8 protein-coding genes and 1 pseudogene are annotated in these 13,544 nt (G+C 62.4%); 2 read left to right on the top strand and 7 right to left on the bottom strand.

Features of this window, described 5'->3' with window-relative positions:
* Positions 1-14 precede the first annotated feature (14 nt).
* On the top strand, positions 15-932 hold the full coding sequence (locus tag EEQ99_RS26830; protein ID WP_063474385.1) for a DMT family transporter: 918 nt from the start codon (positions 15-17) through the stop codon (positions 930-932).
* A gap of 3 nt (positions 933-935) precedes the next feature.
* Here the strand turns inward: EEQ99_RS26830 and EEQ99_RS26825 are convergent, their stop codons facing one another.
* The 7 genes and pseudogenes from EEQ99_RS26825 to EEQ99_RS26795 form a co-directional block, all read right to left on the bottom strand.
* Entirely contained in the window at positions 936-1,784 is an 849-nt protein-coding gene (locus EEQ99_RS26825) for a GNAT family N-acetyltransferase (RefSeq protein WP_063474384.1), read from the bottom strand.
* A gap of 344 nt (positions 1,785-2,128) precedes the next feature.
* A pseudogene (locus tag EEQ99_RS26820) lies at positions 2,129-3,945 on the bottom strand (putative bifunctional diguanylate cyclase/phosphodiesterase).
* Positions 3,946-4,075: 130 nt separating this feature from the next.
* Positions 4,076-5,860: an IlvD/Edd family dehydratase gene (locus tag EEQ99_RS26815; protein WP_047618635.1), complete on the bottom strand. Its 1,785-nt coding sequence runs from the start codon at positions 5,858-5,860 to the stop codon at positions 4,076-4,078.
* Complete coding sequence (locus EEQ99_RS26810; RefSeq protein ID WP_063474382.1) at positions 5,857-6,768, bottom strand: NAD(P)-dependent oxidoreductase; 912 nt, start codon at positions 6,766-6,768, stop codon at positions 5,857-5,859. Before EEQ99_RS26810 ends, EEQ99_RS26815 begins: the two co-directional genes overlap by 4 nt.
* A 160-nt stretch (positions 6,769-6,928) precedes the next feature.
* Positions 6,929-10,129, bottom strand: a complete 3,201-nt coding sequence (locus EEQ99_RS26805; protein WP_127431354.1) for an efflux RND transporter permease subunit — start codon at positions 10,127-10,129, stop codon at positions 6,929-6,931.
* A 118-nt stretch (positions 10,130-10,247) separates the two neighbouring features.
* Positions 10,248-11,438: an efflux RND transporter periplasmic adaptor subunit gene (locus EEQ99_RS26800; protein WP_047618627.1), complete on the bottom strand. Its 1,191-nt coding sequence runs from the start codon at positions 11,436-11,438 to the stop codon at positions 10,248-10,250.
* Positions 11,439-11,484: 46 nt separating this feature from the next.
* Entirely contained in the window at positions 11,485-12,297 is an 813-nt protein-coding gene (locus EEQ99_RS26795; RefSeq protein ID WP_063474684.1) for an alpha/beta hydrolase fold domain-containing protein, read from the bottom strand.
* A 163-nt stretch (positions 12,298-12,460) separates the two neighbouring features.
* On the opposite strand from EEQ99_RS26795, the gene EEQ99_RS26790 reads away from it, so the two are divergent.
* A complete protein-coding gene (locus EEQ99_RS26790) occupies positions 12,461-13,372 on the top strand; it encodes a LysR family transcriptional regulator (protein ID WP_047618625.1) in 912 nt (303 codons plus the stop codon).
* The last annotated feature ends 172 nt before the right edge of the window (positions 13,373-13,544 follow it).

Here is a 13,544-nt window from a genome sequence, read left to right as displayed (position 1 = left end):
CGGGAAGAACGCTCTTGCAAGCCACGGCCTATATCTGCCTCGTTATCGCCACCCTCTGCTGGGGCGGCAATTCCGTCGCCGGCAAACTCGCGCTCGGGCATGTCAGCCCGATGATGCTGACCTTCCTGCGCTGGTTCCTCGCCGTGGCGGTGATCGTCGCCATTTCGGTGCCGCAACTGCGCAAGGACTGGCCGGTGGTCAGGAAGAACCTACCGCTGCTGCTGTTCTACGGCGTCATCGGCTACACGCTTTTCAACGCGATGCTTTATTCGGCCGTGCAATATACGACGGCGATCAACGTCGCCATCGAGCAGGCCGGCATCCCGATGCTGATCTTCCTGCTGAATTTCATGTTCTTCCGCACCGGCATCTCGCTGGCGCAATGTCTCGGCTTCGGCATGACGCTGATCGGCGTTGCTCTGACCGCCGCCCATGGCGACCTCACAACGCTGCTGCAATTGAGCCTTAACCGCGGCGACGGACTGATGCTGATCGCCATTGCCGCCTATTCGGTCTACACGATCTTCCTGCGCTGGAAGCCGCCACTCGACTGGCGAACGCTGATGGCGGTCCCGGCGCTTGGCGCCATGCTGACCTCGCTGCCGCTGCTCATCTGGGAGGCCGAACGCGGCGCCGCACAGTGGCCGGACCAGGCCGGTTGGGTCATCACGCTCTATACGGCGATCTTCCCCTCGCTGGTGGCGCAGATCCTCTATATCAAGGGTGTCGTAGCCATCGGCGCCAACCGGGCCGGGCTGTTCATCAATCTCGTGCCGGTATTCGGGACGCTGCTCTCCGTAGCTCTGATCGGCGAGACGCTGCAGTCCTTCCATGTCATCGCGCTGGTACTGACTTTGGGCGGCATCGCAATCGCCGAAAAGGGCCGGCCGAAAGCCTCGGCTCCGACCGTAACCGCCTCACCTCTGGATTAGGCCCTAACCAAGCTCCAGCGTCGTCACACCGAAGACGTGTTTCAGCGGGATGGCCGGCGCCGGCCCGCGATACATGCGCGTCGTCTCGAACACCGGTTGAAGGCCGAGGCCTTCGGCAAGCGCGACCGCCTCGTGGTTCTCCGCCGGAATGTCGATGAAGATCGCAGCCCCCTTCGCCTCGGGGATCAATTCGGCAAGCAGCGCCGCGGCGCTGTCGGCATCGTTGGCAAAGAGCGGGCCGATCTTGTAGCCCTCGTAGCAGCGGCGGATCGTGCCGTAACCGCGGATCTTGCCGCTCTTACGCACCACCGCCGAGCGACGGCCCTTGCGGCCGGTGCACCAGGCGGCAAGAAAGGCATCGCGCGGCTGCGGAAAGATCGCCGAATCATACCGCTGCAGGCCTTCGAGACGCGAATCGAGCACCGGCTGCGCGACCAGCGTCGAAACCGGCAAGGAGGTGGCGACACCGCCGTAGCGAATGGTGGAAGAGGCAGGCTCGAAGCCCGCCTTGCGGTAATTGTCCTGTTGTGCGGCAACGCCGTCGAGACCGATCGTCCGGTCTCCCGCGCTGGCGATGCCGGCCTCCCAGATCGCCTTGCCGTAACCCTTGCCGCGGAAATCGGGATGGACGATGTAGAGGCCCAGGAAGGCAAAACTCTCGCCATACTTGACGACCGAGATCGATCCGACGGGGACTTCACCGATGGAGCCGACGAAAAATCCCGACGGATCGGCCTCGAGAAATGCAAGCGAATCATCGAGGCCCGGGTTCCAGCCCTCCTGACGCGCCCATTCGAGTACGAGTTCCAGTTCGCCGGGCCGCATCGAACGAACGGCAAATTCCGAATTCATGCGACCTTCCCAGATTGAATGTCCCGCAAGTCCATCCCAGCAACGGCAAAGCAATTGTCAGGCCCCAAGCGCCCCGATTGCATCTGTCAATGATGGAGAACCGCGCTCATGGTGTTGACGACGCGTATAATCATTTTTCGATGCAATGCAGAAAGCTTCGTTTCCGCCTTACCATGAAACAATGCGGTTGCAAGCTCAAGCAAATTACTTGTGTCCCATTTATCTTCCTGCCGCGGCAAATAAAGTGCCGCGCCGACAGGATATCGCCTGCCTGATCCGAAAGGCGAGGAGAGCATTCCGGCCGAAATCATTTTCGCCAGCCGGCAAAAAGGATCACCGGCCGTTCAACCGCCCGTCGCGGTCTTCTGCTTTTCGATGCCGCTCGCCGTCGATGCGAAAAGACGGTCGGTCTCTGCGGCCGGGGCGGGATAACCGAAGGCATAACCCTGCAGGCCGTCGCAGCCGAGCTGCGCCAGCACGACGGCATGCGCCTCGGTCTCGATGCCCTCGGCGATCACCTCGACATCGAGCGCCTTGGCGATTTCCACGATCGACCCCACCACCCGCCGCTGCTCGGCGGAGCTGACGACCTCGGTGACGAGCTGCCGGTCGATCTTCAGCCGCTTCGGCCGCAGCTTGACGAGACCGATGAGCGAGGCATGGCCCGATCCGAAATCATCGATCTCGATGTCGATGCCCATCTGTTTGATATCGCCGATATGCTCGAGCAGTTTTTCGTCGCTGTCGTCGAGAAAAATCGTTTCGACCAGTTCGAAAACGATCACACCGGGCGGGATGTCGAGTTTCCTCAGCTTGTTGAGCAATGCCGGATCGGCAAGGCGCGACGCCGAGATATTGACGGCGATGCGCGGAACCGCAAAGCCGCGCAACAGCCAGAACAGCCGGTCTTGGAGAACGTTTTTGAGGATCGCCGCGTCGATCTCCGCCGCAAGTCCGTGCTCATCGGCAATCTTCAGGAATATCCCCGGGGCGAGCACACCCTTTTCCGGATGTTTCCACCGCGCCAGCGCCTCGAAGCCGATGACCTCCCGTGTCCTAGCGTCGAGCTGCACCTGATAATAGGGAACGATCTCTCCGCGCTCCAGCCCGAGCTTCAGCTCTTCGGCTAGCCGGCGCTTGGCCCGCAGATCCTCCTGCAGTTGCCGCGTGAAGAATTCGACGCGATTGCGCCCGAGCTTCTTGGCCTGGTAGAGCGCCAGGTCGGATTCGGCCAGCAGGTTGCGCGCTCGCCGATCGCCGCTCCAGGATACGCCGATCGAGGCGCCGGATTGCAGCATCTCCTGACCGAAGCGGATCTTCTTGCGCAATCGGCGCTGGAGGTCCTCGGTGATCAGCTTCAGTTCCGTGAGATCGGTGAAATTCACCAGCACGATGACGAATTCATCGCCGCCGACGCGGGCGACCATGCCATTCGCGGGAATGGCAGCGGTAATGCGAAGAGCTGCCGCCCTGAGCACGGCGTCTCCGGCCGCATGACCGTGGCTGTCGTTGATCTGCTTGAATTGGTCGAGGTCGAGATGCAGGACCGCGAGCGTCGTGATGCTCTTGTCGGCCGGCAGCTCCGCGAGCCGCTTGTCGAGAAGGCGCCGGTTCGACAAGCCGGTGAGATAATCGTGATCGGCGACATGCTCGATGCGCGCATTGCTTTCCTCGAGCGCCAGCGCTCTCGCCTCGGCCACCAGCTTCTGCCGCGCCAGCTCCGCGTTGAGCTGTACGTCGGCAGTCACATCCCATTCGGCGCCGATGAAGGAAGGCGACCCCTCCGCATCCACGTAGAAATGCGCGCGCGAGCGCAGATGGCGGATTTCGCCGCTCGGCAGCACGATCCGGAATTGCGAATTATAGGCGCCCCGTGTCGCAATCGCGTGGTCGAAGTCGCGTTCGGCCTGCTCGCGATCGTCGGGATGGATGGCATTCGACCAGAGCCATGCCGGCACCTCCCGGAACGACTCGCCGGTCTCGTAGAGCCGGTGCATCTGCGCGTCCCATAAGATCCCGTTCTTCGCGATACTGTGCTCCCAGACACCGATCCGCGATGCATCGAGAGCGAGTTCGAGCCGGCGCAGAAGATCCTGAAACTCTTGTTCGGATCGTGTGGGTTTATTTTCTGGCAACGCGGTCTAGCCTTAGAAGCTTGCATAACTGCAATATGGTCTCAGGCCGGCATTAATGAAGCCTTGTCTTGATGATCGAACTCGTGACTAGGTGAACTGTTCGTTACGACTTTCCCCTTTTGGATCAAGGAACTTGCAGTCTACCGTATCTCGAGATCAATGGTTGTGCCGCGGCGGGTTTTTCGCGATCCGGCGGAATTCCGTCGCCCCCTCCAGCACCGCGCCGTCCGACAATTGCGTGACCGTTCGACGGTAGATCTGCTGCCACGGCGTCGCATCCGCCGGTACCGGCGGAATACCCTCACCCTTGCGCCGTTCGATCTCGGCGTCATCGACCAGCATGTCGCAGCGCCCCTCGTTGAAGTCGATGCGGATGATGTCGCCGCTACGAAGCCAGGCGAGGCCGCCGCCGGCCGCACTTTCCGGCGAGGCGTTGAGGATAGAGGGACTGTCCGCCGTGCCCGATTGGCGACCGTCGCCGATCGTCGGCAGGCTGCGGATACCACGCTTTAGGAGGTGATCCGGTGGCTGCATGTTGACGACCTCAGCCGAACCCGGCCAGCCGATCGGCCCGGCGCCGCGGATGACGAGGATGGTATTCTCGTCGATGCCGAGTTCGGGTTCATTGATGCGCTTGTGATAGTCCTCGGAACCGTCGAAGACCACCGCCCTGCCCTCAAAGACGCCTTCGTGCCCGGGTTCCTGAAGATAGCGCCGGCGGAAATCCTCTGAGACGACGCTCATCTTCATGATGGCGAAATCGAAGAGATTGCCCTTGAGAACGAGGAAGCCCGCCCGCTCCTTCAGCGGCTCGGCGAATGGCTTGATGACTTCGCGGTCGCGCGCTTGCCTGCCCTCCAGGTTCTCGGCCATCGTCCTGCCGGTCACCGTGCGACAGTTACCATCGAGTTTCCCCACTTGCAGCAGTTCCCACATGATCGCCGGCGTGCCGCCGGCGCGATGATAGCGCTCGCCAAGATAGACGCCGGCCGGCTGGACATTGGCCAGCAGCGGGATATCGAAGCCGTGCACCTGCCAGTCGTCCGGATGGAGTTCGACGCCGGCGTGCTTGGCCATCGCAGCCAGATGCGGCTGCGCGTTGGTCGAGCCGCCGATCGCCGAATTGGTGCGGATCGCATTGAGGAAAGCCTCGCGCGTCAGGATGTCCGACGGCTTCAGATCCTCGAACACGATCTCGACGGCGCGCCGCCCGGTGCGGTAGGCCATCTGGCCGCGCTCACGGTAGGCGGCCGGAATGGCGCCGCAGCCTGTCAGCGAAAGACCGAGCGCTTCGGCCAATGCATTCATCGTCGAAGCGGTGCCCATCGTATTGCAATGGCCGACGGAGGGAGCCGAATCGAGTGCGGCCTGCAGGAATTCTTCCCGGTCGATCTCACCTGCCGCATATTTTCGCCGCATCCGCCAGATCACCGTGCCGGAGCCGGCCAGTTCCCCTTCATGCCAGCCGTCGAGCATCGGGCCGCCGGAGAGCACGATCGCCGGAATATCGACCGTCGAAGCCGCCATGATCGCCGAAGGTGTGGTCTTGTCGCAGCCGGTGGTCAGCACAACGCCGTCGAGCGGATAGCCGTAGAGGATCTCGACGAGACCGAGATAGGCGAGGTTGCGGTCGAGTGCGGCCGTCGGGCGCTTGCAATTCTCGAAGATCGGATGCGTCGGAAACTCGATTGGAATGCCACCGGCGTCGCGGATGCCGTCGCGCACGCGTTTGGCAAGTTCGACATGCACCCTGTTGCAAGGCGTGAGATCGCTGCCGCTCTGGGCAATCCCGATGATCGGCTTGCCGGAGCGCAGCTCTTCCGGCGTGATGCCGTAATTCATGAAACGCTCGAGATAGAGCGCCGCCATGTCGATATGATCGGGATTGTCGAACCAATCTTGCGAGCGCAGGCGCCGCTGCGGCGAATGGCTGTCCGTCACTGCTTTCCTCCCGGCCGGCCGTTCTTCTCTTCGAGATGGAGAAGCAGGCCGCTGTGATCCTTTTCGCCATTGCCGTTGGCGACGAATTCGCTGAATTCGGCATGCACCGCCGCCGTCAGCGGCAGCGTCAGCGACAGGGTCTTGGCCGTCGCCATGGCGGCGTTCAGATCCTTCAGCTGGTTGCTGGACGAACCGCCTGGAGTAAACTGCCGCTCGACCATGCGCTTGCCGTGGAGTTCCAGGATGCGGCTCTCGGCAAAGCCGCCGCGAATGGCGTCTCGGAAGGCCGCCGGCGAGCCGCCGCCCGCCTCGATCAGCAACATCGCTTCGGCGACGGCGCCGATCGTCACGGCAACGATCTGCTGGTTGGCGAGCTTGGCGAGCTGGCCCGCCCCGCTCGGACCGACGCGGGTTACCCGCCCCATCGGCGCAAAGACATCCGCAAGTCCGTCGATCACGTCCTTGTCGCCGCCCGCCATGATCGCGAGCGTACCGGCTTCCGCCCCGACGACACCGCCGGATACCGGCGCATCGACATGCTGGATGCCGAGTTCGGCAAGCCTCGCCGAATGATCGCGGGCGAAATGCGGGGCAATCGAACTCATGTCGATGACGGCGGTGCCCGGCGCCATCGCATCGGCCGCGCCCCGGTCGAACAACACGTCCTCCACCGCCCCGGCATTGGTCAGCATGGTGATGACGACGTCGGCGCCGGAAACGGCATCCGCAGGTGTTTTCACGCAAACCGCGCCGTCTTCCGCAAGCGCCTCGGCCTTGCTGGAATCGCGATTCCAGACGATGACGGCAAAGCCTCCGGCAAGCAGCCGGCGAGCCATGGGCGCCCCCATCAGGCCGGTGCCGAGAAAGGCGATCCGCCTGCCGTCATGACCTTTTCTCGAACTCGTCATTCAGTCCTCCCAAACCGTTGTCCACCTTTGATAGTCCCCTCGTTCCGCGATGCAAACCGTTTTGACGGACGTAGCGCATTTTTATCGAACGCCCCAAACGATACGGGCGAGAACCGAAGTTCCCGCCCGATTTACTCGACAAAGGAAGGTTGAATTCCGTTTATTCCGCCGCGAGCCGGATAACCTCCGCCTCTTCTTCCTTGTGTTCGTCCGGCTTGTGCTGGACGAGCGGACGGTTGCCCGTCAGCCGCCGCAGCAGCACGTAGAAAACCGGCGTCATGAAGATGCCGAAGAAGGTCACGCCGATCATACCCGAGAAGACCGCGACCCCCATGGCGGCGCGCATTTCCGAGCCGGCGCCTGTGGAGACGACGAGCGGCACGACGCCCATGATGAAGGCGAGCGAGGTCATCAGGATCGGGCGAAGGCGAAGGCGGCTGGCCTCGATCGCGGCCTCCCGCGGTGTCCTTCCCTCGAACTCCAGTTCGCGGGCGAATTCCACGATGAGGATCGCGTTCTTCGCCGATAGGCCGACAAGGACGACAAGACCGATCTGAGTGAAGATGTTGTTGTCTCCACCCGTGAGCCAGACGCTCGTCAGTGCGGCCAGAACGCCCATCGGCACGATCATGATGATCGCAAGCGGCAGCGTCAGGCTTTCATACTGGGCGGCCAGCACGAGGAAAACGAGCAGCAGAGCCAGGGGGAAGACGACAATGCTCGAATTGCCGGCAAGGATCTGCTGATAGGTCAGATCCGTCCATTCGAAGTCGATGCCCGCCGGCAGGGTCTCGTGAAGGATCTTCTCGATTGCCGCCTGCGCCTGGCCGGACGAGAAGCCCGGTGCCGGACCGCCGTTGATATCGGCAGCGAGGAAGCCGTTGTAGCGGTTCGCACGCTCCGGACCAGTGCTTGGCTCCACCTTCAGCAGCGCCGAAAGCGGGATCATCTCGCCCGATGCCGAACGGACCTTCAACTGCCCGATGTCTTCCGGCTGGGCGCGGAATTTCGCATCGGCCTGCACACGGACGCTGTAAGTGCGGCCGAAGGCGTTGAAATCGTTCACATAAAGCGAACCGAGATAAATCTGCAGCGTCTGGAAGACGTCGGTGACGGAAACCCCGAGCTGCTCGGCCTTGGCGCGGTCGAGATCGGCATAGAGCTGCGGCACGTTGATCTGGAAGCTGGAGAACAGCCCCGCAAGCTCAGGCGTCTGGTAGGCCTTTGCAAGCACTGCCTTCGTGGCCTCGTCGAGCGCCTGGTTGCCGAGGCCGGCACGATCCTCGATCTGCAGCTTGAAGCCGCCTGTCGTGCCGAGACCATTGACCGGCGGCGGCGGGAACATGGCGATGAAGGCATCCTGGATGGCGCCGAATTTCTGGTTCAGCGCCATAGCGATTGCGCCGCCCGAGAGATCCGGCGTCTTGCGCTCTTCGAAGTCCTTCAGCGTCACGAAGACGATGCCGGCATTCGAGGAGTTGGTGAAGCCGTTGATCGACAGCCCCGGGAAGGCGATCGCATTGGCAACGCCCGGCTGCGCCAGCGCGATATCGGTCATGCGCTTGATGACGTCTTCCGTGCGGTCGAGGCTTGCAGCATCCGGCAACTGGGCGAAGCCGATCAGATACTGCTTGTCCTGAGACGGCACGAAGCCGCCGGGGACCGTGCTGAACATGCTGTAGGTCGCACCAACCAGCGCCAGATAGATCACCATGACGATGCTTTTGCGCGACAAGAGCCCACCCACGCCCTTGCCGTAGGCATTCGAACCCGCGCCGAAGACACGGTTGAAGCCGCGGAAGAACCAGCCGAAGATGGCGTCCATGAATCGCGTCAGCCAGTCCTTCGGCTGATCATGGCCCTTCAGGAGAAGAGCAGCCAGCGCCGGAGAGAGCGTCAGCGAGTTGAAGGCCGAGATGACGGTCGAGATTGCGATCGTCAGCGCGAACTGGCGATAGAACTGTCCCGACAGGCCGGAGATGAAGGCGAGCGGGACGAAGACGGCGACGAGGACCAGCGCGATCGCAACGATCGGACCGGAGACTTCCTTCATCGCCTTGTAGGTCGCAGCCCGTGGCGACAGGCCATGTTCGATATTGCGCTCGACGTTTTCCACCACCACGATCGCGTCGTCGACAACGATACCGATCGCAAGCACCAGCCCGAACAGACTGAGCGCGTTGATCGAGAAGCCGAAGACATACATGACCGCGAAGGTACCGATGATCGATACCGGAACCGCGATCAGCGGAATGATCGAGGCGCGCCACGTCTGCAGGAACAGGATGACGACGAGGACGACGAGCGCAATGGCTTCGAGCAGCGTGTCGATGACCTTCTCGATCGAGGCGCGTACGAACTTCGTCGTATCGTAGACGATCTCGTATTTGACGCCCTGGGGCATGGCGAGCTGCAGCTGGTCCATGGTGGCGCGCACATTGTCCGCGATCTCGATCGCGTTCGAACCAGGCGCCTGAAGGACGGCAACGGCAACGGCCGGCTTGCCGTCAAGCAGCGAACGCAACGTATAGTCCGCAGCACCGAGCTCGATGCGGGCGACATCGCGAAGGCGGGTGATCTCGCCATTGGCGCCCGTCTTGACGATGATGCTGCCGAACTCCTCGGGCGTGCGCAGACGGCCCTGGGCATTCACATTCAGCTGCAGGTCCACACCCGGCTGGCTCGGCGAAGCGCCGATGATGCCAGCGGCGGCCTGAACGTTCTGGGAGCTGATGGCGTTGCTGATGTCGCTGGCGGCGAGATCATGCTCGGCCGCCTTCTGCGGATCGATCCAGACCCGCATGGAATAGTCGCCGGCGCCGAAGACCTGCACCTGACCGACGCCTGCGATACGGGCGAGCCGATCCTTGATATTCAGCGTCGCGTAATTGCGAAGATAGGTAATGTCGTGATTGTCGCCGTCAGAGACGAGGTTGACGACCATGATGAAGTCGGGCGAGCTCTTGACCGTGGTGATACCGAGGGCCCGGACTTCCGACGGCAGCCGCGGTTCGGCTTGGCTGACGCGGTTCTGCACGAGCTGCTGCGCCTTGTCCGCGTCGGTGCCGAGCTTGAAGGTGACGGTCACGTTGAGCACACCGTCCGATGTCGCCTGGCTGGACATGTAGAGCATGCCCTCGACGCCGTTGATCTGCTCTTCGAGCGGCGTTGCCACCGTTTCCGCGATGACGGACGGATTGGCGCCGGGGTAGGTGGCGCGCACGACGATCGACGGCGGCACGACCTCCGGATATTCGGAAATCGGCAGCGCGCGCAGGCCGATCAAGCCGGCAACCAGGATGAGGACCGAAAGAACGCCGGCAAAGACCGGGCGGTCGACAAAGAATCTGGAGATGTTCATATCAAAGCCCTCTCCGGGGTGAACATGGATACAACGTCCCTCTCCGGCGGTTTGGGAGCCGCCGGCGGGTCATATCATTTCGGGTGTTGGCCTTCCCCCGGAGGGGAAGGCAAAGTCTTTACTGCGCGGTCGCGACCTTCTCTTCCATCTGAGGTGCGACGACGGCGCCTGGACGGATGCGCTGCAGACCGTTGACGACGATCTTTTCGCCGACGTTCAGGCCGCTTTCGACGACCCGCTGGCCGTCAGCCAGCGTGCCGAGCTGGACCTGCCGATAGGCGACCTTGTTCTCGCCATCGACGACGAAGACGAACTTCTTGTCCTGGTCCGTGCCGACGGCACGGTCGCTGATGACGATCTTGTTCTCGGCCTTCGGCTGGCCCATGCGCACCCGCACGAACTGGCCGGGGATGAGGCGTCCGCCCGGATTGTCGAAGACGGCCCGCACGCCGATCGTGCCGCTTGATGCATCCACCTCGTTGTCGATCAGCTGCAGCTTGCCCTTGATCGGGGTACCGCTGTCGGTCAGCGTGCCGACCTCGACCGGGATCTCTTCGACGGCAGGCAGGGCGCTGTCCGTCTGCGGAAGCTGGGCGAGCGCGCGCGTCACCATCTCTTCGCTGGCATTGAAGCTCGCATAGATCGGATCGACGGAAACGAGCGTCGTCAGCGCCGGCGAGGTCGAACCGGCCGCGACGAGGTTACCGGCGGTCACCTCGATCTTGCCGATGCGGCCGGAAACCGGAGCCCGCACCTCGGTGTAATCGAGATCGAGCTGGGCCGACTGCAGGGCGGCCTGCGCCGAACGCAGCCCCGCCTGAGCCTCGGCCAGTGAACTCTGGCGCTGATCGAGATCGCTCTGGGAGATGGTGCGATTGTCGGAAAGCCTGCGGCCGCGGTCGAGTTCGGTCTGAGCCAGACTGACCTTGGCTTCGGCCGAAGCGACCTGACCTTGCGCCTGCGCCACGCTCGCCTGGTAGGGGGCCGGGTCGATGGTGAAGAGCAGGTCGCCCTGCTTGACCAGCGCCCCTTCACGGAAAGCCACCGACAGGATGGCGCCGGCAACACGGGAACGCACCTGCACCCGGTCGACCGCTTCGAGACGGCCGGAGAAATTCTCCCAGGCCGTCACGTCGCGCGCCGCAACGACGGCAACCGTCACCGGCACAGCGGGAGCCTGCGCGGGGGCGGAAGCGGCCGTGGCGGTCGTGCTCATCGGCAGTTCGAAAAACAATGCGGCCCCGGAAACGGACGCAACAAGGCCTATGCCGGCGCCCAACAGGGCCCAGCGCTTACTTCTGGACGTCATGAGTACTCTCCTTGCGGCCCCAGGCCGCCGAAATATCAGGTCTTCTTCAATGCAATTGCGGTTGGACGCTTACGTCCCGAAGGAAGCTTCCGAAATGGCGGCTGACGTTTTCCTGCCAGTCGGGCGCTCCGTCGGATTTCCCACCATAAATCGAGGGCCAGCCCGTCCCGGCGGGAAGAACATGCTGGCGCACACCGACGCCGGCCTGTTTCAGGCGGGCACCGTAACCAATTGTTTCGTCGTGCAGAGGATCATCCTCCGCGGTGAATATCAGCGCCGGCGCGACGCCGGAAATACGCGAACAGAGGCACGGCGCCGCATAAGGATGGCAACCGCCGCCGCTCAGATAATGGCTCCAGCCTTCCGTCCAGCGCTGGCGCATGCCGATGGCCTCGGCCTTGCGGATCGACGACGTACCCATAAAGGGATCGAGCAGCGGCGAAATCAGCACCTGGCCGTCGAGCGCATCCGGCATCTGGTCGCGCGCCTTCAGCGCCACACCGGCAGCGACATTGCCGCCTGCCTCTTCGCCGGCAACGAAGAGCAGCGACTTGCGGTCGCCAAGACCGGCGCGTTTGTTGGCGAGATAAGTGAAAACCGAGAAAGAGACTTCCAGCGCCTGCGGAAACAGATTGCCGGACAGGCTGCTGTAGTCGGCGGCGACGACGATGGCGCCGGCCTTGGCCAGACTCATCGCCACCGGCCGGTCGACGTTCTTCTCGCTGTCGAGAAAGGCGCCGCCATGCAGGTAAAGCACGATCGGCGGCCCCTTGCCGTAATCGGCGCCCTGGTAGATGCGTGCGGAAACGGGGCCGATGGCCACCTTATCCAGCAACATATCTTTCCATTCCACCGTCATGCTTCCGGTCTCTTTGCGTCGGCCGCAGGCAGACAACAGCTGCCGCTTGCATTTTCCATAAAAAAGATATTGTTATTCCAACCAAGGAATAAGAAGCTATATCGCGATAACACTGTTCCAGATCTCGAACAATGGTGCAACGCAAACTGCGGATTTGAAACCGATGGATCAACTCTCGGCAATGCGCGTCTTCATTCGCGTCGTGGAGACGGGCAATTTCACCCGCGCCGCCGACATGCTCGCCATGCCCAAGGCAACAGTGACCAATCTCATCCAGGGCCTTGAGGCGCATCTGCGCACCAAGCTTTTGAATCGTACGACGCGCCGGGTCATGGTAACCACGGACGGCGCGCTTTATTACGAACGCGCCGCCCAGATTATTTCGGAGTTGGAAGAACTCGACGGCAGCCTCTCCAATTCACAAAGCCTGCCGAGCGGGCGGCTGCGCGTCGAGATGGCTGGTGCTTTCGCCGATTGGATCGTCGTTCCCGCACTCTGCGATTTTTATCAGCGTTATCCCGATATCCGCATCGACCTCGGTGTCGGCGACCGCACGGTCGACTATCTTGCGGAAAATGTCGACTGCGCGCTGCGCGCCGGCACGCCGGCCGACCAGTCATTGATTGCGCGACGCGTCTCCGAAGTCGAGATGATCACCTGTGCTTCGCCGAGCTATATCCAGAAATTCGGCATGCCCGAGCGGCCGGAGGATCTGGAGTCTGACCACTACTCCGTCAACTATTTCCGCGCCCAAAACAACCGAACGCTGCCCTTCGAATTTCGCCGGCGCGAGGAGGTGATCGAGACCAGTCCGCGTTACATCGCCTCGGTCAACGATAGCCGCACCTATCTGACAGCTGCATTGACGGGTCTCGGCATCGCGCAGGTGCCGATCTTCATGGCGCGCGAGCCGATTGCGAAGGGCGAGCTCGTGCGCGTGCTGCCGGATTGGCGCCGCGATGCGCTGCCGCTCTACGTCGTCTATCCCCCGAACCGCCATCTCAGTAACAAGGTGCGCGTCTTCGTCGACTGGCTGGTGAAGCTTCTGGGAGAGGCGAGACTGAACGACGTCTAAGCGCCAATACAAATACGGCCCGGAAGGCAGGGGAAAACCTTCGACGGGCCGCAATTTACAACTTTGAACATCAAGCCTGTCGCACCGCAGATGGGCGCGGCAGGCTCCGGAGGTTCGGAAGAGAGCGGCAGGGAATTCCACTCTCTCGCGATAAAACAGATATACGCACTCT

The organism is Rhizobium anhuiense (assembly GCF_003985145.1).
In the GTDB taxonomy this organism is placed as follows: domain Bacteria; phylum Pseudomonadota; class Alphaproteobacteria; order Rhizobiales; family Rhizobiaceae; genus Rhizobium; species Rhizobium anhuiense.
Note: the sequence above shows the minus strand (reverse complement) of the source record. Positions and strands in the feature narration are given on the sequence as shown.

Coding starts and splice junctions, on each gene's coding strand:
- EEQ99_RS26825 (WP_063474384.1), bottom strand. CDS start 1,784: ATGAATTCGGAATTTGCCGTTCGTTCGATGCGGCCCGGCGAACTGGAA.
- EEQ99_RS26810 (WP_063474382.1), bottom strand. CDS start 6,768: ATGACGAGTTCGAGAAAAGGTCATGACGGCAGGCGGATCGCCTTTCTC.
- EEQ99_RS26805 (WP_127431354.1), bottom strand. CDS start 10,129: ATGAACATCTCCAGATTCTTTGTCGACCGCCCGGTCTTTGCCGGCGTT.
- EEQ99_RS26800 (WP_047618627.1), bottom strand. CDS start 11,438: ATGACGTCCAGAAGTAAGCGCTGGGCCCTGTTGGGCGCCGGCATAGGC.
- EEQ99_RS26795 (WP_063474684.1), bottom strand. CDS start 12,297: ATGACGGTGGAATGGAAAGATATGTTGCTGGATAAGGTGGCCATCGGC.
- EEQ99_RS26790 (WP_047618625.1), top strand. CDS start 12,461: ATGGATCAACTCTCGGCAATGCGCGTCTTCATTCGCGTCGTGGAGACG.